Origin of the sequence: Bacillus sp. FSL R5-0447 (assembly GCF_038606125.1) — a bacterium.
GTDB classification, from domain to species: domain Bacteria; phylum Bacillota; class Bacilli; order Bacillales; family Bacillaceae; genus Bacillus; species Bacillus velezensis.
Genome location: NZ_CP152012.1, coordinates 2,342,167 through 2,360,498 on the forward strand (window position 1 = coordinate 2,342,167; position 18,332 = coordinate 2,360,498).

The following is an 18,332-nucleotide window of genomic DNA, read 5'->3' on the forward strand; positions in this document are numbered from 1 at the left end:
CAATTCAAGTGTGAAATTACAACAAAAGAAGACTAGGAGAAGTCAAAATAATTCCGTTTCAAGATCCGTTCTGTCTCCATCAGCTCTTGATATGTGAGTGTTTCCGGTAATTTTTTTGCATTGACTAAAAAAAGCTGATTTTCGATTTCCGCTATGACCGCTTCCTCCTGATAAGTCATGCCGCAGGAGGAACAGGCGAATGAGGGTGTTTCTGTAATTTCTATGGCCCTCGTACCGTCAGGAAGCTCCCAGTACACAGCCGCCTGACAAGCTGACGCCTTCTGATTGCCGCACCACTCGCATGGCTTCACGGCGACTCACCTCCGACTTCCGATCCTGCTTTTTGCTCTTTTTTTTGCTGTGCAATAAATTTCTTTTCTTTCAATTCATCTCTCTTTTCCCTGCGGTCTTTCAGCGTTTCATGATCAGGGTTGGATGTAAACGTTTTCCTTCTGTCGATCCTCGATACATTTTCCGGTGTGAACGAAACCTCTTTGTCCGCGAAAATGGCGCTCAGTCCGACCGGCTCGCGTTTGGCCATCGTTCCCGGAAAAACAGATTCAAAATAGTCGTCGGCTTGATTCGGGATATAGTTTTCCGGCTCGGGATAAGATGTAATCACCCCTTCGAAGTTTCTGATCACAACTTTCTCCGGACTTTGGGAGAGCAAGTAGTTCGGCTGCAGGGCGATTTTACCGCCTCCGCCCGGGGCGTCGACGACAAAGGTCGGCACGGCAAAGCCCGTTGTGTGGCCTCTCAGTCCTTCAATGATTTCCAGCCCTTTCGACACAGGCGCTCTGAAATGGCCGATCCCCTCTGACAAATCACATTGATAAATATAATACGGACGCACGCGGATTTTCACTAAATCATGCATGAGTTTTTTCATAATCGGCACCGAATCGTTAATGCCTGCTAAAATAACGGCCTGGTTACCGACCGGAACACCTGCGTTAACGAGCTTTTCACACGCCGCAACCGATTCTTCCGTCAGTTCGATGCTCGTATTAAAATGAGTGTTCAGCCAGACCGGATGATACTTTTTCAAAATCTGACAAAGGTTATCCGTTATCCGCTGCGGAAATACGACGGGTGCTCTCGTTCCGATCCGGATAATTTCAAGGTGGGGAATGTCACGCAGGTTTTTTAAAATATATTCCAGAATCTGATCGTTGATTAAAAGCCCGTCTCCGCCGGAAATCAGGCAGTCACGGATTTCCGGCGTTTCCCGGATGTAAGCGATGGCCGCATCAAGCTGTTTTTTCGGCACCCCCATTCCGATCTGTCCGGAAAAACGCCTTCTTGTGCAATATCGGCAATACATCGAGCATTGATTTGTCACCAGAAAAAGAACGCGGTCGGGATAGCGGTGCGTAAGACCGGGAACCGGTGAATCTTCATCTTCAAACAGCGGATCTTCAAGGTCATATTTCGTTTTGTGCATTTCTTCTGACAGCGGCACGGACTGCATGCGGATCGGACATCTCGGGTTATCGGGATCCATTAAAGAAGCATAATAAGGCGTAATGTTCAGGGGAATGGTTTTTACAGACATCCTGACGCCTTCTTCTTCCTCTTCGGTCAAATGAATGACTTTTTTCAGATCATCGACGGTTCTTACAGTATGGGTGAGCTGCCACAGCCAATCATTCCACTTGTCTTCCGGCACATCTTTCCACAATTCAATCTCCTTCCAATGACGCTTCGGCTGAAACCATTTGTTTGTCAAACGAATTCCTCCTTATGAATGGCCAAACGTAAAGTCTTGCACCATATATTCATATTTTCGAGCCCTTCTGAAATGCGGCAGTTGTTCACAAGCCTGCCTCTGTAGCCGTATCCGGCATGATACAAAACAGCATTCATCCCGTAAGACGCTGCACGGGCCAAGGAAAAAAGATGGATGATTCCCCGGCCCGCGAGTTCCTGCTCCAACGCTTTAAACAAGTGTGCCGTTACGGAGTTCCCCCTGTAATCTGACAGAACCGCGCAATCGGTCATTTCAGCGTGCCCCAATACCGGATTGATATCTGCGCTTGCCGCCCCAATGAGACGATCCTGATCGAATGCGGCATAATAGATGGTGTTTTCTCTCATTGTTTTTTTAATATAAAGGGGATTAAAGACAGGAGTCGGATAGGTAAGAAAAACATGTTTATATAAGTGCGTTAAACGGTCTGCATCATCTTCGGCCGCTTTTCTGAACATCAGCGTGCTTTCTGTCTGAGTCAGTCCCCGCCGCGGTGTCTCATATAAACGGTCAACAGTCGAATCTTCTGATACATATGAATCTGACCGTCTCCGTTCCTCTGATAAATAGCGCACCATCACAACAGCCTCATGCCCGTTGTAATACCCGTCTATGACACCCTCAACAATAAAAAGATGCTTGACAAATTCCGGCTCATCGCCGCGCTTGGCAAAGAAAATTACCTTTTGGGCTCCTTCTTGCTTTGCTTCTGCCAAAACGGCCGGAATAAGCGCCGTGATCTGTCCGTCATAACGAATGACTCTGAGCCGCTCATTGAAACGGTCTGCATCAATCTCGGCCGCTCCCTTTTCAGCCCTCAGTTCCTTTATCAGCTCCGTCACCCCCATCTGCCACCCCGCACCATTCCATGATAAAAAGAGAAATGATTTTGACGGCATCGATTAACGCCCGGATTTCAATGTATTCATTCGCCTGATGCGCCGCTTTGACTTCTCCCGGCCCGAAGACGATGACCGGCGTCTGTCCCGCGTGCTGCAAAAGCCCTCCGTCCGTTCCCCACGGGGACGCTTCACGAACCGGTTTTGCCCCTTTCATTTTCTCAAAAGAAGATTCCAGAGCGGAAATCAGCGGATGCTCATCCGGGAGATCATTCGGAAGCCACTGAGCCCCAAACCATTCTATTTCCGCGGGGTGGTGTTTAAACCATTCATCCCGGTACTCCAAATCTTTCAGCCAGCTTGCCAGCTCTTCTTTTACTGCTTCGGGCGTTTCATCCGGCGCTATTCCGCACCTGCCTTCTATCACCACACGGTCAGCTACCGATGATGGCCACGTTCCCCCTTGGACGGTGCCGATATTAATGGGAACCGGAATCGGAACGTCCCGATAAAGCGGGTCTGTGATACGGGCATTGCGGACGTGTTCAAGCTCTTTTAGGGCTGTGATGACATGCAGGCTTTTTTCAATGGCGCTCACCCCTTCATAGCGGGTGCCGCCGTGTGCGGACAATCCCCTTACCGTAATGCGGAACCACATAGACCCTTGCTGCTTAACAAACAGCTTTAAATTAGTCGGTTCGGGAATAAGCGCCCCGTCAGCCTTGTAGCCCCTCATAACAGCCGCCAGTGTTCCCGCGCCGCCGCACTCTTCATCTACGACACTTTGAAACAGAACATCTCCTTTTAATGTAATCCCGCAGGCTTCAAGCGCTTCTAACGCAAACAAGAGGGCTGTATTGCCGCCTTTCATATCCGTTGACCCGCGGCCGTAAACTTTGCCGGCCTTTTCAACAGCGGTAAACGGTTCATACGTCCATGCGGCGGGATTTCCTTCCGGGACAACATCAATATGTCCGTTCAGTATCAGTGATCTTCCGCCCCCGGCCCCTTTCTTTACAGCTGTGATATTCGGGCTTTCATGGAAGTCTTCGCGTTCCGATACGAAATAAGGATGCTCTTTCAATTGTTTGACACTCGGCTCCCATACATCAATATCCATGTCAAACTGTCTCAGTTTTTCCAAAACGACTGCCTGTGCGTTAAATTCATGGCCGAACGTGCTTTTTTCCCCGATCAGCCGTTTCAGCAGGCTTACCGCTTTTTCTGTGTTTTCTTCCGCCCACTCAGTGACTTTCTTTTCTAATTGATCCATGGACAGGCCCCCTTTTAAGAAAACATTCTCCCAATCTGATTTCGGCATCCGTTGTTTGAATGACATCGTCTATGGTCGTGCCATTCAGCAGTTCCTCAAGAACAAAAGCCCCATCATCTATGCTGATGACGGCTTTCTCTGTAATGATGAGATCTGCACAGCCCGCTGCTGTAAGCGGCAATGAACAGCTTTCGACCAGCTTCGGCCGGCCTTTCTGATCGGTGTGGCTCATGACGACAACCACTTTTTTCGCGCCTTGGGCAAGCTCCATCGCCCCGCCCATTCCGGGCACTTTTTTCCCCGGCACGAGCCAATTGGCGAGATCACCTGTCCTGCTGACTTGGAGCGCGCCTAAAATGGTAATATCTATCAGCCCTTTTCTGATCATGGCAAAAGACAGAGCTGAATCAAAATAGGAGGCTCCCTTAACTGTACTGACAGGAAATCCGGCCGCATTGCATAAAAGCTCATCCTCCTCTCCGCGCTCCGGACTGCCGCCGATCCCGAGGACGCCGTTTTCCGCCTGCAGCATGACCTCCATGCCGGCCGGCAGAAAGTTCGGCACTAAAGAAGGAATGCCGATCCCCAGGTTGACAATCATACCTGAGGTAACTTCACTGGCGGCCCGCCTCGCGATACTCTCTCTTTCCGCTATTCCCAAGCCCATTTCCACTTCACTCCTTCACTTTGCACGACACCCTCCACGAAAACGCCCGGCGTTACAATATGCTCGCTGTCAAGTTCGCCGGCAGGCACAATCTCTGCCGCCTCAGCAAATGTTCTTTCGGCCGCCGCAGCCATCAGAGGGTTCATGTTGCGCGCCGTTTTGTCAAACGTCAGATTCCCGAATTCATCAGCAGTATGTGCGGACACAAAAGCGAAATCAGCCGTCAGCGCTTTTTCAACTAAATAGGACTTTCCGTCAATCGTTACGGTTTCTTTGTTTTCACAAACGGTTGCGTTATCAATGCCGATATCAGTTAAAATACCGCCTAGCCCCGCTCCGCCTGCGCGAATCCGTTCAGCAAGCGTCCCTTGCGGCGAAAATTCCACCTCAAGCGCTCCGTCAGTCATTTGTCTGCCCGCGACAGGATTTGAGCCGATATGGGAAGCGATCAGCCTTTTTACCCGCTTATGAACGATAAGCGGGCCGATGCCGATTTCCGGAAATCCGGCATCATTGCAGATGACGGTCAGCTCTTTAACGCCGCTTTCCAAAATCGCTTCGATTAATGACGGAGGTGAACCCACTCCCCCAAAACCGCCGAACATAATGACAGATTCGTCCTTGACATCGGCAATTGCTTCATGAATATCGATTTTTTTATGAAAAATAGACATATCAGCTCAATCCTTCTTCATCATTTTTTCAACTTCTTCTGCGGCCTGTGAAAATAGATCTGACAGCTCATCCAGCTCGGCATATGAAATCGTGAACGGCGGGGCGATGATGACGGCGTCTCCTTCTCCGCTGTCAATACCGGGCTTTGCAGGGTAAATAAGCAGGCCCCGTTTTTTTGCCGCTTTAATGATTTTTTCGGTGAAGGCCTGTTTTTTCGAAAAAACGTCCTTCGTCGTTTTATCCTTAACGAATTCAACCCCGATCAGGAGGCCTTTACCGCGGACATCCCCAATCACCCCGCTGCGCTCTTTGATTTCTTCTAATTTCCGCTTCAGCATTACGCCTTTCTCCTCTGACTGCCGAAGCAGATCGTGTTTCTTAACATAGCGAAGCACTTCAAGCGCCGCTCTAGCACAGTATGGGTTGGCACTGTACGTATGTCCGCTCATAATGACCCCGGAGCCCCGCTTGATCGTTTCAATGATGTCATCAGAAGCAACGGCTGCCGCAATCGGAGCGTAACCGGCGCCTAACCCTTTTCCGAGCACCGCGATATCAGGTGCGATCCCCCAATGCTCAGAAGCAAGCATCCGCCCTGTTCTCCCGAGCCCCGTCATGACTTCATCCGCGATAAACAAAATACCGTGCCGGCGGCAGACCTCCTCAAGCGCTTCATAATAACCTGCCGGCGGAGTGATGGCCGCCCCGGCTGCTCCGACAATCGGTTCTGCGACAAATCCCGCGATAAATGAGGAACCGATCCGTTGAACAGCCGTTTCCAGTTCAGCCGCCGCAGCTTTCACAAATTCCTCTCCCTGCAGCTCTGAACGATACATATTAGGCGCTGAAACGGCAGGAAACCGTTCGATCAGCTGGGTGAAGCGGTATCTCCGTTCGTAAAACCCCGATAATGAAAGCGCTCCCAAAGTAATGCCGTGGTAACTGCCCCATCTTGATAGAAAGACGGATTTTTGGTATTGCCCTTTTTCCTGCCAATATTGCACGGCTATTTTCATCGCTGTTTCGACTGCCTCTGATCCGCTGTTTACAAAAAATGACCAATTCAGCCCGCCCGGCAGATGATCCGCCAGAAATAAAGCGAGTTCTTCTGCCGGAGTACTGGTGAATTGCGAGCGATACACAAACGAAACAGAGTCAAGCTGCTCTTTTAAAGCTTGTATAATATCCTCCGTGCCGTGACCGATATTGCAAGTGACCGCCCCCGATGCTCCGTCAAGATACTTGTTCCCCTCCTGATCATACACATATGATCCCTTTCCATGACTGACTGACGGATAATTTGCGTCAAGCTCCGGTTTGATTAAATAGCTCCCCATATCTTTCCACCTCGAAAACCCATTTGCTTCATTGTATGAACAGATGAATAACCGCATTCTTATCCTTCAGAAAGTTTTTTGCAGAAAATGCCTTTCTGTAAAACAGGCTGCCGGAAATGTCCCGACAGCCTGAAGAGCGTTCTGGAAATTCTATTCCTATTGTTGATTTTATTCTTTGCTCAGCTCATCATCACATCATTTTTGATCTGAATCAGTATAAGCAGAAGGCGGAAAATTCACGTCTTCTTTACTGTATGGGAATTAATATTTCACACAAATGATGATTCACCTTTTGTAAAGTATACCTTTCGATAATGGGCTGTTCTCTGATTGATAAATTATTTTTTTCGATCTCAGAAAAAACAGTGTTCCAAAATCCACTGACTGCCTCTTTTGTATGATCAAGCAAGAAAACAGCGTACTTCCCTCCGGAAAATGTACCGATCCGGGCTGGTTCAGGCACATGGTCTTGATTGATAACAAGACAAACATCATAGCGGCATTTCTCTTTAGGAGTACGATTCGGATGATCTTGCGGAATTGCTAAAATGACAGAATGATCAAGCAGACCATTCAATTGCGCCCAGTTTTTAAATGACTCCATCAGTTCTTTGTTTTGCTTTCCGCCATACTCTCCGACGTTTCGGAAATAAGCAATTCTGGATTCAGGTAATTCTTCAATCGTTATGTTCACATTTTCGCCCCCTTCTCCAGAAAGGTAATATGTATTAAAATGTTTTTCAAGCTGATTTTTCAGCATGGATATAACAAAAAGCCTGCAGAAAGTGATGTTCTCTGCAGGCTGATTTTCATTATAGGATTTTTTTCAGTCTAACAAATAAAAGCCGCACCGACGATGATTAATAAAATAAACAATACCACGATCAGCACAAAAGTGCTGGTTCCGCCTCCGCAGCCGCCGTGCCCGTAACCATAGCCAAAACTGCCGCAACCGTAGCCATATCCGTACATACGCAAATCATCCTTTCTTCTTACGATATACGGCATTGTATGCGGGCCAACTCCCAATTGGTTTATGCGAATGCCCAACTATGTAAGAAAATAATGAAAAATTGTATGCACGCGCCGAAATCTTTTGAAGCCGAGTTTTTCATAAAAGCGGTTTACACCGTCCATCCCGGACGTCACAAGGTATACGGTTTCCATGCCGTTCAGCTTTGCCGCCGCCATCAGCTCATTCATCAATATCGATCCGTAGCCTTTTCGTTGGAATTGATCCAGAATTGCGACTTCTTCTATTTTTGCGGTTTTATCTGCTTTGTTGATGAAAAGCTCTCCGCAGCCGATCGGAATCGTTTGCGAGGCGTCGCTGTAGCACACAACAAGCATGACCGTTCCGTCCTTATACAAAGGATATTTCCGCTCAAGCTTTTGTTCGGCCGCCGCCTCGCCAATGTAAAGGGCGTCATAGATGTTCATAATAGACGACCCGTCGGCGAGGCTTTTTTCCGTCCCCCAAGCAGTGAGCGGGTGTCCCGCCTGCAGGTCCCCATTTTCCAGTTTCCTTGCAAAAAACAGCTCATCTTCCACTACGCAGCCCTGCTTTACGAGATTTTGTTTCAGAAGAAGCGGAAACGCGTGCTCCGGAGCCGCTTTCACATGAATATAATTGGCTTGAAGCAAGCCCGGAACGGACGAAAAAAACGGCAGCAGTTTGTCTAACGGAAATGTACGGTGCAGCTGAACAAAGTTATGCGAAAAAATCTGCGGCAAAAAAGGGTCCGTATATACACTGAAATGCTCGAACCTCTGAATGCCGGAAGTAAGCTCTATATACTGCTTCTCGGTTTTATCAAATTGATCGGTCATAAAAGCTCTCCTTTTCCTTACACATCCAACTGCATCTCTCAACCTTTTGTTATATTGAGATTTCTCATAATTTCATCGTACACCGGATAGAACGGCATTCCAATTGGTAATTGTTTAATTTGCTGAAAGGAAATGGGTATCGCCTTCTGATTCGCAAAAAAACGTTTCGCTACGTCATGACTGATCGGATGGAGAACCCCTCTCAAATAAACATAAAATTCCCGTTCAATGCGCAACAGCATTCTCCCGGGCAGATGTTGAATACACCCCGATGTCCCCCGGCTGATCGGCGGACCGTCCGGAAGCGCTTGTATTTCGTCCCGTTCTAAAGCCGGGATGTCATGCCGTTTAAATCGGTAAAAGCGAAATGCGCTATGATCAACCAGTCTTTTCTCCCCGTCTTCTATAAAATAAACATGAAACTGATCCCTGACGAGCTGAAAATTCGGAATACTGACGGAGTTCTCTTCCTCATATTGAAATAAAAACGGATCCGGAATGACGACGGTTCGGCCTTCATATAACGTATGCCAGCGCTCGTTTACAGGCTTCCTTTTATTTCGGTCAAGCTGATATACTTTCTGATCCGTCCCCTTTACAAAGGATCCGTCGATCAGGACAGACGGAAGCGATTGATACGTGTTCTGAAATGAGTGGGGTGTTTTATAGGTCGTATCCAACACTTCTTTTATCGGCAGAAATGATGTAAATGTGTTGAGCCTGCTCCAAAAAACAGAGTCTCCGTGATTCCAATGCATAACATCTTCGTCCCAAAAGCTGCCGAACTTCTCTTTCACACGCTCAAGCAATGATCTCCGGTGCATCACTGAACAGTGATCAACGAGAAAAGCGGCCTGATCAAGCACCTCTTCAGCAAAACGATAGAAGTGGAATTGTTCTGTTCCGCGCCCGTTTACATGTATCACCTTCTGGCTGGAATAGACGGCATCAAACTCGCTGTATTGATTAAGCGCTTCCGCCATGCGGCTGAGCCTATCCGGATGAAATACGGTGTCGTCTGTCAAATAAGTGATGTATTCGCCTTTAGCCCGTGAAAGCGCATCATTAATCAAAACGGCATACCGGGTCGACTTCAGCCGTTCGGCAGGATTGATAAAACTGTTGTCATAATATATGCGAGGATCTTTTATATACGTACTGATGGCAGCCGAGGTTTCTTCATTTGAATGATCATCCATCACAAACAGCTCCCAATTGCTGTAGGTCTGATGCAAAACACTTTCAATCGCCTGTTTCACAAGATCCGGTTTGTTGTAACTCGTTAAGATAATTGAGATCTTCTTTTCCATCCCATCACCCCTTCTGTAAAACATAAAAAACGGCTCCGAAAGAGACAGAGCCTGATATCCGTTATTAAAAAGCACCCCAGCTGACGATGCTTGAAATCGCGACGTTTGATCTCGTATGATTGAGCGGATTTTGAAAAACGGCCAAATCTGACAGCACTTCTTTGACAATTACGTTTTGCAGTGTGCTGCCGTTAATCAGATTGACGCGTGATACAGGAACCCCAAGCTCTTTTGCCATTACAAGCTGACGCCGCAAATCTGAATGATCTCCGGACGGCTGACGGGATAACAAAAGAAGAAGAAGCAGTACGAGCTGAAATTCCTCCTCAAAACCCCCGTGTTTTACAGTTTCTTCTGAATCCAAAGTATTCCTCTCCTTCATTTTTTAATCTATACAACGTATGTCATACTCTTACAAACCGCATAGGCAAACAAAGCCTGATTCGAAAATTCAGCTGTTTGATTAAATATTGAAAAAAACACAAGCAAAACGGCATTCGACTTATACCAATCTCTTCAATCAGGAATATGAATAAACGTGAGGTTGAAATTGTTAAAGGAGGTGTATGTCCGCATGAGCGAAGATCGTTTGGAGCTTAAAAAGAACTTATTGAAAACTCTTTTAGCCCCTGTATTTGACAACAGCGCTTTATCTAGCGGTACAGATGGAGGAGATAACGTGAAAAACAGCGTAAAAGAATTATTGGAAGCGGCAATTGATGCAAAAGTAGATGAAGCAGCGGTGAAAGACAGTCTCAGCGCACAATCTGTATTGGGAAGCGGTATTTCATTAGCGGCGAGATGGATTTTTGCAAGAATTCAGCCCGGCACTGTCATCAGCATTGTGATGGATTCAGGAGACATGATCGGCCCGGTTCAATTTGTTGCCTTTGACGAAATTCACGGAATCGTTTTTGTTACGCAGGAAAATTCCGTTACACCGGCAGGCTCTGCTACAACATTGCTTGACGTCGACAAAGTTGAAAGTGTCACGTTCACTTCGTAACAGCATATGAACGTTTTATATATCCGTTCAGGATATAAAGGCATATACACGTATTTTGACCGCTGGATCGAGGAAGGCTTTTTACAGTCTTCCGTCCGCTTTTTTTCTGTTTCTGAGTTTGAGGAAGATACCATCCGCAGTATACGGGCATTCAAACCAGACATCAGCCTGATGATGACGGGAGACCGTATTCCGTCTGAATGGCTTCAATGGCTGAAGACAGAACAGATTCCCGTTTATCTATGGATGACGGAGGATCCTTTTTATTTCGATGTGAGCATGACAATCGCCCCTTTCGCCGATGCCGTTTTAACGATAGAACAAAACGCACTTGATGCTTACCGGCAAATGGGCTTACAGCACGTATATTATGTCCCGATCCCCGTTAATCAGCGGCTTTTTAAGAAACAACCTGCTGAAGCTTCTCTTCACACAAATCTGCTTCTGATCGGATACCCGTACCCGAACCGCGTTGAACTGGTGAAAGCAGCGGCGAAGCTTCCGTATACGCTTCGTATCATCGGGAAGGGATGGCGCAGACATCTGCCTAAAAAAATCGCCAGGCAGCAAAATGTGCTCGTAATGGATGAATGGATTGCACCCGAACGTGCCGCATTATATTACAACAGCGCAGACGTGGTCTTAAACCCTCACCGTTCTTATCGGTTTGCGCTCAATCAGAACGGACGCGGCATCGAAAATATCAGTTTAAATACGAGAAGCTTAGACATTGCGGCTTGTCAGGCCTTTCAGCTGACAGACCTTTCTCCCGCGCCCCCGTTTTCATCCTTTGTTTCTTACAGCGGGCTTGCGGATTTTGCGGATAAAATCCATTTTTATATGACAAACCCGGGTGAACGTGAACAAATCGCGGCGCTTAATTATCAAGAGACAGTACCGGCGTACACGTATGACCAGCTTCCGGCTGTGCTTGCGGCTATCCGTTCCAAGACTTTCTCATGAAACGCTCTTCACATCAAAAAGCAGCTTGGATAAGCTGCTTTTTTCATGTTTATTTTCCGCTTCTGTCAGTCAGTTTTCTCGGGTCAACCTGTTTATTGACCTGCGGGTGAAAGCCGATTTTATCAGCGATTCTTTCCCAAGGCACCATTTTAAAATTTTGATTGGCCTTTTGGCCGTGATCTATATTTTCTCCGTCCTGTGCGACAAAAAGGCCGAACGGATATTCAGGTCCCAGCCCGAAACCCAGAACGTCAATGCCGTCTGTATCGCTTGTGCCGTCTGTCTCAGGCCCGTCTGTTATCTGAAAGTCCGCAACATATTTGTTCTGTCCCTGTCTTTCATAAATCGCGTAGCTGCTGTTACCCTGGCTTGATGCAAGCAAATAACCTTTCCCGTCAGCAGCGTAGTAAATCGTCAGTCCTTCAATATCAGGGGTTAAATGCCTGCCGTCGGCACGATCGATAACCGTTCCGTTACTGCCGCCGTCCGGCTCAGCGCTGAACTTCCAGATGGCCTCATCTTCTTCTGCGATATAAAGACTGCCGTATTCATCGTCTGCTGCCATCCCTTCTGTCTGAGAATTCATTTTAAACGCCCTTACCTTTTTGCCGGATATGTATCCATTTTTATCAGCATTTAATTCGTATTGTTCAAATTCGCCTTCTTTCCCTGTCACCATCGCGTAATATTTTCCTGTTTTTTGACTGTGGTACAAGCTGAAACCGTATACTTCATCAATTGCTGACGCAATCGGGCGGTCTGGGTTCGTAATGCTTTGTAATGTACCGTTTTTTCCGTCGATGGCGTAAATCTCAATGGTATTCTTTCCTTCAGACCGATTGGATGCCGCCGCAATATCAACTTTTTTTCCGTTCAACGGAAAATCATAGCGGATATCAACATTGTTCAGCTTCCCGGTAGGATAGGAATGAAGCATCTTTCCCTCTAGGCTGTACACGACTAATCCTGATTTTTTATTGGTTGTGATCAATTTGCTGTTCTGAGGATTCTTGGGATCCAGCCAAATCGCAGGATCATCAGCTGCATCACCGGCTGTATCAACCGGCTCCGTTTCCGCCGCCGCATTTACGGTAAAATGATAAGGATCAGACAGCTTATGCTTGGCCTGGGAAGAAACCGCACCGCATGTGAGCATCAATCCGGCTGCCGCGGTTAACAAAAGTGTTTTTGAATGATTCATTTTCCTTCCTCCTTTTATGAACGTGCACTTTAATTGTAAAATACATACAGGAAGTTCAGTGTTAAGTTTTTGTGAAGATTGTCCGCATGTGAGAATTTATGAAGAGAAAGAATTGACATGAGCAAATATTTAAAATGAACATTTAGTACAATGTTTTATTTGTGATTTCTATTCTATTAACCAGGTAAAGCGATATAAAAGCGCATCAGATTAATGTTTTTCTCTAATTTTTGATTTATTGGTTTCTTTCATTAACTCGCTGAAATTGTTCAACATATGATGCATGGTAGAGAAACGAGAGTTGGAGGATAAGCCATGCCTAAACAGCAAGCAGTAGAGCTACAACCGTTTTTTCACGATAAAACTGTTCTCGTCACAGGCGGGACAGGATCAATCGGAAGCCAAATAGTAAAACGCCTTTTGCTCTTAACCCCTAAAGAAGTCATTGTGTTCAGCAAAGATGACAGCAAACAATATGTGATGAAACAAAAATACGCGGATGAACAAAGACTGTCATTTGTGCTCGGCGATGTTCGTGACTACAGAAGAGTCAACCAAGTGATGAAAGGTGTTGATATTGTCTTTCACACAGCTGCGCTGAAGCAGGTTCCGACATGTGAGGATAATCCCTTTGAAGCCATTCAAACCAACCTTATCGGCGGACAAAATGTCGCAGAAGCCGCTTTGCTGCAAGAGGTGACGCATGTGATTAATATCAGTACCGATAAAGCCGTTTATTAAGATACTTACTACTAACCAATTAAAAAAAGAAGCTTACTCTGCAGTTCTTTCCAAAGCAGCTTCCAATAAATGTTGAGCAAATTGTTTATAAAATTCATCTAAGTCATCACTGGCTTCATCCTGTTCTATATAGCGGATACTGTAATTATCTTTATGGACAACCTTTATTGTTTTCTTCTTCAATTCCTCATAACGTTGGTAAGGTTCCAAAACTACACCCCCGCTTTCACAGGAGTATTATATGTATGTAATGGTTCGTCTCTTGACTGTTCTTTCTTTATCAAAACCTCGCAAGCTTGTTCAAATGTACGGTTAACTTATCCAGCGTTCAGACCGATCTCTTCGCATATGAATACGGGAATGCTGTTTTATTCAAGGTGCCCAGTAATTCAAAAATGTGTTCTTGGCATGTGCCTTCTCTGCACCTGATTCAACAATCGTCAAATAAATCTTGGGGCAGGATTAAGCCACCGCGAATGAGGTAAGGTTTGAAGACATTATTTCTGTTCAATATGCCGCTTCAGTTTTTTCAGCGGTATTCCTAGGAATTACAGAATATGTACTAAATACTTTCAAACTTTGAGATGTTTGTTTTTGGAGGTGAAGATTCATTTAATTTTTTATACCAAATACGTATTTTTTGTCCTTTGCTCAAGTCATCTTTATTGTTAAGTTGACTAAGTCCCAGTATAACTATATCCGATCTATACTTCTCAATAATTTCTTTTTCACTAAGATTTTTATAGTCTTTAACATCAGCTTTCTCATTAGGTATGAGAATTGCTTGATTCTCTCTTTTTAAGATGACATAGCCGACCATAGTTTGCTCAGCCTCCATAAAATGTTTGTTATGTTGGTTTTGACACCCTAATGTTATACATAACAAAATTAACAGCATTATAAACACTTTATACAAGTTCAAACCGCCCTTCTTGCATATTTGTAACAAGAATAAAACACTGTTTTAGGAAATGACAGACTAAAACGCCTCATGTTTATGAATTTAAACCAATTCCCCCTAGACAAATGGAACACGGCGAGGTCTTCACCATTATAGAACCGTACAATTGCATCATGAAATATTCAATTGGCTGATCAACCACATCACCTTCTTTAAGCGATCTAATGTTTATATAAGGTCTTATAAGTCTATACAGCTCCTCCGCTTAATCATTTTGCTTATCTCTAAGCAGTTTACATTAACTAAGGGTATGTACAGTTTTTCAGACATGTTCAGCTTGTCCTTGAAATGCCGGATTGCTTTATCTTGTTCTTGACTTAAAATGTTTATCATTTAATCATGCTGACTTAATATAATGTTTAAGTGTTTTTATATGGGGGGAATATGTGTAAGGAGGCGGTTTATTTGAGTAACGATCAGAAAATAACACTAAACTCTTCTTTTGCGTTATCCACTCTTATTGTCTTACTTATTGCATTGTACCCGTCCTATTCTTCTTGGTTTGTCACAATATTCTTTTTAGGATTTGCACTAATATACACATTTGAAAAAAAGAGCAAATCTTCAAAACTAATTGCTATTATCTCTTATCCACTATTTATTGTTGCGTTTGTTTACAGCTTAATAAACAGCATGTAATAATCCTCCCACCTAAGGCAGGATTATTTTTTATCACATTGCAGCAACTTTTGGGCCGCCTTTGTCTGAGATGATAAAGCTGTCACTCCCGATTTTTTCTTTCGATCCTTATCTTCATCAATCGTTACAAGGTGTTTTGTCATTAAAGTTGCCCCTGCCATCTTAAATTCCTGACTATCCTTAAAGTAAACAATTTACATTCACCTAGAATGATCATATTAGCTAATCCAGCTAAATAAGATGACCAACCCCCTGTAGGCAAATTTAAAAGCAAATCCTATGTTTGAACGACAGCGGCCGTTGAGTACTTTTCAAATTTGGTATCCCGTATGTAGTTCCGGCATCCTCCCAATCATCTGCAGTTGTCGAGTAACTTAGGGTCTTAATATTTGAGGCGGTTTTAAGTTAAGTATATTGACTGATTGATTAAAGGTAGATGTTGCTTTCAGTATCATTCCTAGTCTGAGTTAGCTCTTTCGCATTAACTCCTGCCCAAAATCATAAAGCAAACCACTCCAGTAAAATTCCAATCTTGCCAATGGTGTTTCTCAAACCTAATTCCCCCCTCTGAGTGTTTTAACACTCAGACGTTACCCTGAAAATATTTGTTTTTGTTAAAATTACAGTTTTATTGAATCTTCTCCACGGCATAAAATGGGCATCCCCAGTGAGACTTTCGGTTCTTTTTTAAAAAAGTTGTGTCTCGTATAATAACAAAAGTATGTTTTTAAAATTCTTGTTCCTTCTTTTATAACTGAAAATTTTCAGGTAATATACTGATTTTATTACAAATATCCAATATGGTTGTAAATATATTAAATTAATGGTTATTTAAGGATGATGAAGAAATGAAGAAAAAACCTATTTCATTTATCATGGTGTTCACGTTGGCTGTGCTGACTATATCAGTTGTTTCTCCTGGCTATGCAAGTGCAGCAGAAAGTAAAAAAGCACCTGTAGTTCAAAATAGCGTACAGGCTCCTTTAGCTTCAAATTCTGAAGTACATACACAGGGCATTCCTTTCGCTAAACAAATATTAGTAAAAGCACTTAGGGTTGGCGGTCCCGCTTTAGGAAACCTTATTAAAAAGATCCCATATAAATGGGCTCAAAAAGCTGGTGATGCTTGTTCTAAGTGGGGACACAAAGCGGCGGACGTTATAGATGAACTTACAAATTTCGGAGAAACAGCTGTTACTGTGGCCTTAGTGAAAGCCGGAATTCCATTAGCTGATGCACAGTTAATTGCGAAGGTTGTTGTGTTCTTTTTGGTATAACTATACATTAAAAACAAGAGAGTGAGGCTTACAACCTTCACTCTTTTGTTTTAATTAGGTAAGGAGAGATCACCATGAATCTGCTTGTTATGACGTTATCAATTTATCTTTTATCTCTCATCGTCTTTTTTATTTTTATGTACAGAGGAGAAAAGAAAGAAGCTGCAGAAAAAAACACAAATGAAAAATTTTTATTATCTACAGTAATAGGAGCTTTGGTTTTATCACTCATTCCTACTGCAGTCATAATGGTGATAATCTTATTTGCAACAGGATCAGCAAATGTGCTTGTAAGCTTCTTTGAATTAGAAATAGAATTTAAACAGATTGTTATAACAAGTGTGTGTATGGTTGTTTATTCTTTTACTTTTGATAATATTTTTGTGGCTGTTGGAAGGCATCTCATTGGGGATAACTTCTTCAAGTTTATATTTGCCTCATTGTTTAGGTTTTTATTCATTTATATAGTGGGTATCTTATGTTCAATTGGGAACAGCGACAATTTTAAATTATCATTAGGATTAACTTTATTTTTTCTTTTGTTAGAATGTATTTTCCCTAAAAAGTCTGATCGTGCCCAGAATTTAAAATCTTAAGGACGGGCATCTGGTGAGAACATAATGCATATAAAAAAGGAATAATGTTCAAAAAGATAAAGCAGGCTTAATGTCTGCTTTATTTAATTAAAATCCCTCTTCATACAGTGCTTTCTCTAAGAAATTCAGCTCCTAAAGCTCACACTGAACCTTCATGCTTTATACTTCGTCACAACAATAAAGTAACAAGCAAGTTCCCAGAACTCTCGAATCTTGATATGCTCAATGGTACTGTTGTTTTTGCAGCCCAAGGTGGTGTTCCTGACTTTGAGACTGTAATGGGACGCTAGCTTACTTTAATCTGTCAAAGAAAAGCATCTTGAAGGAATCGTATTAAAAAAGCCCCCATGAGATTAATAAACATTCTTATAGCTGGCTGAAAGTGATTATAGATTTAAGACTACATGGTAAACTCCGCATACATTCCTTTGAATCTTGGAGAGTATAATCTCTCCGTTACATAACTCCTTAATGCTTAGCCCCTTAAAATGAACTGAAAATTTAGTACATAATACAATAAGTTATCCTTGACCAAAATGCTCTTCATATTTTGTGACAGATTCATTCCAGTTTGAATAAACCTATTGACCTCCTAAAATTATGTGTTATTATTTACTTGAATTTACAAATAAAGGAGTGTTTAATTTGAAAAAGTTGTTTAGTTTTATTGTTTGCACCATGGTGGCCATTCTTTCTCTGAGCTTTGCCACTGCCGCATCTGCTGAGACCGACAATTCTAGGTTTTCAACTAAGCATACTAGCTCTGCCGAAGGTGAATTTAAAGCTTTTGGTCTTAACCCTCCTAATTCAAATAGCATTGTAAATCTTACGAAAAACAAATTGACATTCGCTGGACAAGCAACTGGCAATACATTATATTCAAACAGTTATTTTCAAGGAAAATCTTCGATAAGCTATTCAATTACAAACAATATTGGAACTAAACTAACTGTGAAAGTTTGGAATGATTCCGACTGGATTTTTGCTACTGAAACACTAACTGTAAATGCTAACGGTACAGCTACAGGAACAATAAAAAATCTAGATGCCAATGCGCTTTACTATCTATCTTTCTCTGCTCCGAGCGACTTTTCTGGCTATGTTCAATAAAACGTAATTTAAGCTCCATTCGTGGGGCTTTTTGTATTCATTAAAAACTATCGTAAGACAGAAATGGATTATTTGTAAAAATATGATATATTGATAATACAATCGAAGATTCAAGGCTCCTACACAAAAAACAAGCCAGTGATAAAATCCTTCTTCT

22 protein-coding genes and 2 pseudogenes are annotated in these 18,332 nt (G+C 43.6%); 8 read left to right on the forward strand and 16 right to left on the reverse strand.

Annotated features, from left to right (window positions below):
* Window positions 1-32 precede the first annotated feature (32 nt).
* From NYE68_RS11600 to cgeC, 12 genes are all read right to left on the reverse strand, one after another.
* Complete coding sequence (locus tag NYE68_RS11600) at window positions 33-311, reverse strand: YokU family protein (protein WP_007407940.1); 279 nt, start codon at window positions 309-311, stop codon at window positions 33-35.
* On the reverse strand, window positions 308-1,729 hold the full coding sequence (gene ablA, locus NYE68_RS11605) for a lysine 2,3-aminomutase (RefSeq protein WP_031379013.1): 1,422 nt from the start codon (window positions 1,727-1,729) through the stop codon (window positions 308-310). The genes NYE68_RS11600 and ablA overlap by 4 nt, the downstream gene beginning before the upstream one ends.
* The gene (gene ablB / locus NYE68_RS11610; RefSeq protein WP_033574677.1) at window positions 1,726-2,598 is read right to left on the reverse strand and encodes a putative beta-lysine N-acetyltransferase; all 873 of its coding nucleotides are present in this window, start codon (window positions 2,596-2,598) and stop codon (window positions 1,726-1,728) included. The genes ablA and ablB overlap by 4 nt, the downstream gene beginning before the upstream one ends.
* Window positions 2,561-3,868: a peptidase gene (locus tag NYE68_RS11615; protein WP_148660087.1), complete on the reverse strand. Its 1,308-nt coding sequence runs from the start codon at window positions 3,866-3,868 to the stop codon at window positions 2,561-2,563. The genes ablB and NYE68_RS11615 overlap by 38 nt, the downstream gene beginning before the upstream one ends.
* Window positions 3,834-4,529 (reverse strand): 3-oxoacid CoA-transferase subunit B, encoded by a 696-nt coding sequence (locus NYE68_RS11620; protein WP_015240034.1) that lies wholly within the window; start codon window positions 4,527-4,529, stop codon window positions 3,834-3,836. The genes NYE68_RS11615 and NYE68_RS11620 overlap by 35 nt, the downstream gene beginning before the upstream one ends.
* Complete coding sequence (locus NYE68_RS11625) at window positions 4,514-5,203, reverse strand: CoA transferase subunit A (RefSeq protein WP_015240035.1); 690 nt, start codon at window positions 5,201-5,203, stop codon at window positions 4,514-4,516. The genes NYE68_RS11620 and NYE68_RS11625 overlap by 16 nt, the downstream gene beginning before the upstream one ends.
* 6 nt (window positions 5,204-5,209) lie before the next feature.
* Window positions 5,210-6,541, reverse strand: a complete 1,332-nt coding sequence (locus NYE68_RS11630; protein WP_015417655.1) for an aspartate aminotransferase family protein — start codon at window positions 6,539-6,541, stop codon at window positions 5,210-5,212.
* A 247-nt stretch (window positions 6,542-6,788) separates the two neighbouring features.
* Window positions 6,789-7,235, reverse strand: a complete 447-nt coding sequence (locus NYE68_RS11635; protein ID WP_039255090.1) for a GyrI-like domain-containing protein — start codon at window positions 7,233-7,235, stop codon at window positions 6,789-6,791.
* A 137-nt stretch (window positions 7,236-7,372) separates the two neighbouring features.
* Window positions 7,373-7,513 carry a YjcZ family sporulation protein gene (locus NYE68_RS11640; protein ID WP_007612029.1) on the reverse strand — a complete coding sequence of 47 codons (141 nt, stop codon included), beginning with the start codon at window positions 7,511-7,513 and terminating at the stop codon, window positions 7,373-7,375.
* A gap of 78 nt (window positions 7,514-7,591) precedes the next feature.
* Window positions 7,592-8,371, reverse strand: a complete 780-nt coding sequence (locus NYE68_RS11645; protein WP_015240038.1) for a GNAT family N-acetyltransferase — start codon at window positions 8,369-8,371, stop codon at window positions 7,592-7,594.
* 38 nt (window positions 8,372-8,409) lie between these two features.
* Window positions 8,410-9,681 carry a glycosyltransferase family 2 protein gene (locus NYE68_RS11650; RefSeq protein ID WP_324636860.1) on the reverse strand — a complete coding sequence of 424 codons (1,272 nt, stop codon included), beginning with the start codon at window positions 9,679-9,681 and terminating at the stop codon, window positions 8,410-8,412.
* Window positions 9,682-9,745: 64 nt separating this feature from the next.
* Window positions 9,746-10,045 (reverse strand): spore maturation protein CgeC, encoded by a 300-nt coding sequence (cgeC, locus tag NYE68_RS11655; RefSeq protein ID WP_012117782.1) that lies wholly within the window; start codon window positions 10,043-10,045, stop codon window positions 9,746-9,748.
* A 210-nt stretch (window positions 10,046-10,255) separates the two neighbouring features.
* Here cgeC and NYE68_RS11660 point away from each other — a divergent pair, with 210 nt between their 5' ends.
* Window positions 10,256-10,687, forward strand: coding sequence for a hypothetical protein (locus tag NYE68_RS11660; RefSeq protein ID WP_033574682.1), 432 nt, complete (start codon window positions 10,256-10,258; stop codon window positions 10,685-10,687).
* 6 nt (window positions 10,688-10,693) lie between these two features.
* Window positions 10,694-11,650, forward strand: a complete 957-nt coding sequence (locus NYE68_RS11665) for a DUF3880 domain-containing protein (RefSeq protein WP_324636856.1) — start codon at window positions 10,694-10,696, stop codon at window positions 11,648-11,650.
* 49 nt (window positions 11,651-11,699) lie between these two features.
* Here NYE68_RS11665 and phyC read toward each other — a convergent pair whose 3' ends face one another.
* Window positions 11,700-12,851, reverse strand: coding sequence for a 3-phytase (phyC, locus tag NYE68_RS11670; RefSeq protein WP_094031784.1), 1,152 nt, complete (start codon window positions 12,849-12,851; stop codon window positions 11,700-11,702).
* Window positions 12,852-13,166: 315 nt separating this feature from the next.
* Here phyC and NYE68_RS11675 point away from each other — a divergent pair, with 315 nt between their 5' ends.
* On the forward strand, window positions 13,167-13,592 hold the full coding sequence (locus NYE68_RS11675) for an SDR family NAD(P)-dependent oxidoreductase (RefSeq protein ID WP_003153663.1): 426 nt from the start codon (window positions 13,167-13,169) through the stop codon (window positions 13,590-13,592).
* Between the two features lie 33 nt (window positions 13,593-13,625).
* Here NYE68_RS11675 and sprB read toward each other — a convergent pair whose 3' ends face one another.
* The 3 genes and pseudogenes from sprB to NYE68_RS11690 form a co-directional block, all read right to left on the reverse strand.
* Window positions 13,626-13,802: a recombination directionality factor SprB gene (sprB, locus tag NYE68_RS11680; protein ID WP_015417661.1), complete on the reverse strand. Its 177-nt coding sequence runs from the start codon at window positions 13,800-13,802 to the stop codon at window positions 13,626-13,628.
* A 2-nt stretch (window positions 13,803-13,804) separates the two neighbouring features.
* Window positions 13,805-13,876 (reverse strand): annotated as a pseudogene (locus NYE68_RS11685) (hypothetical protein); the annotation flags it as partial.
* 278 nt (window positions 13,877-14,154) lie between these two features.
* Window positions 14,155-14,499 carry a DUF3221 domain-containing protein gene (locus NYE68_RS11690; RefSeq protein ID WP_223255331.1) on the reverse strand — a complete coding sequence of 115 codons (345 nt, stop codon included), beginning with the start codon at window positions 14,497-14,499 and terminating at the stop codon, window positions 14,155-14,157.
* A gap of 459 nt (window positions 14,500-14,958) precedes the next feature.
* Between NYE68_RS11690 and NYE68_RS11695 the strand changes: the two genes are divergently transcribed.
* The 5 genes and pseudogenes from NYE68_RS11695 (at window position 14,959) to NYE68_RS11715 (ending at window position 18,175) form a co-directional block, all read left to right on the forward strand.
* A complete protein-coding gene (locus NYE68_RS11695) occupies window positions 14,959-15,192 on the forward strand; it encodes a hypothetical protein (protein WP_268556834.1) in 234 nt (77 codons plus the stop codon).
* A gap of 848 nt (window positions 15,193-16,040) precedes the next feature.
* Window positions 16,041-16,469, forward strand: coding sequence for a hypothetical protein (locus NYE68_RS11700; protein WP_033574684.1), 429 nt, complete (start codon window positions 16,041-16,043; stop codon window positions 16,467-16,469).
* 74 nt (window positions 16,470-16,543) lie between these two features.
* Window positions 16,544-17,065 carry a hypothetical protein gene (locus tag NYE68_RS11705; RefSeq protein WP_021493934.1) on the forward strand — a complete coding sequence of 174 codons (522 nt, stop codon included), beginning with the start codon at window positions 16,544-16,546 and terminating at the stop codon, window positions 17,063-17,065.
* 167 nt (window positions 17,066-17,232) lie between these two features.
* Window positions 17,233-17,396: pseudogene (locus NYE68_RS11710) on the forward strand (hypothetical protein); the annotation flags it as partial.
* Window positions 17,397-17,710: 314 nt separating this feature from the next.
* A complete protein-coding gene (locus NYE68_RS11715; RefSeq protein ID WP_218791232.1) occupies window positions 17,711-18,175 on the forward strand; it encodes a hypothetical protein in 465 nt (154 codons plus the stop codon).
* Window positions 18,176-18,332 lie beyond the last annotated feature (157 nt).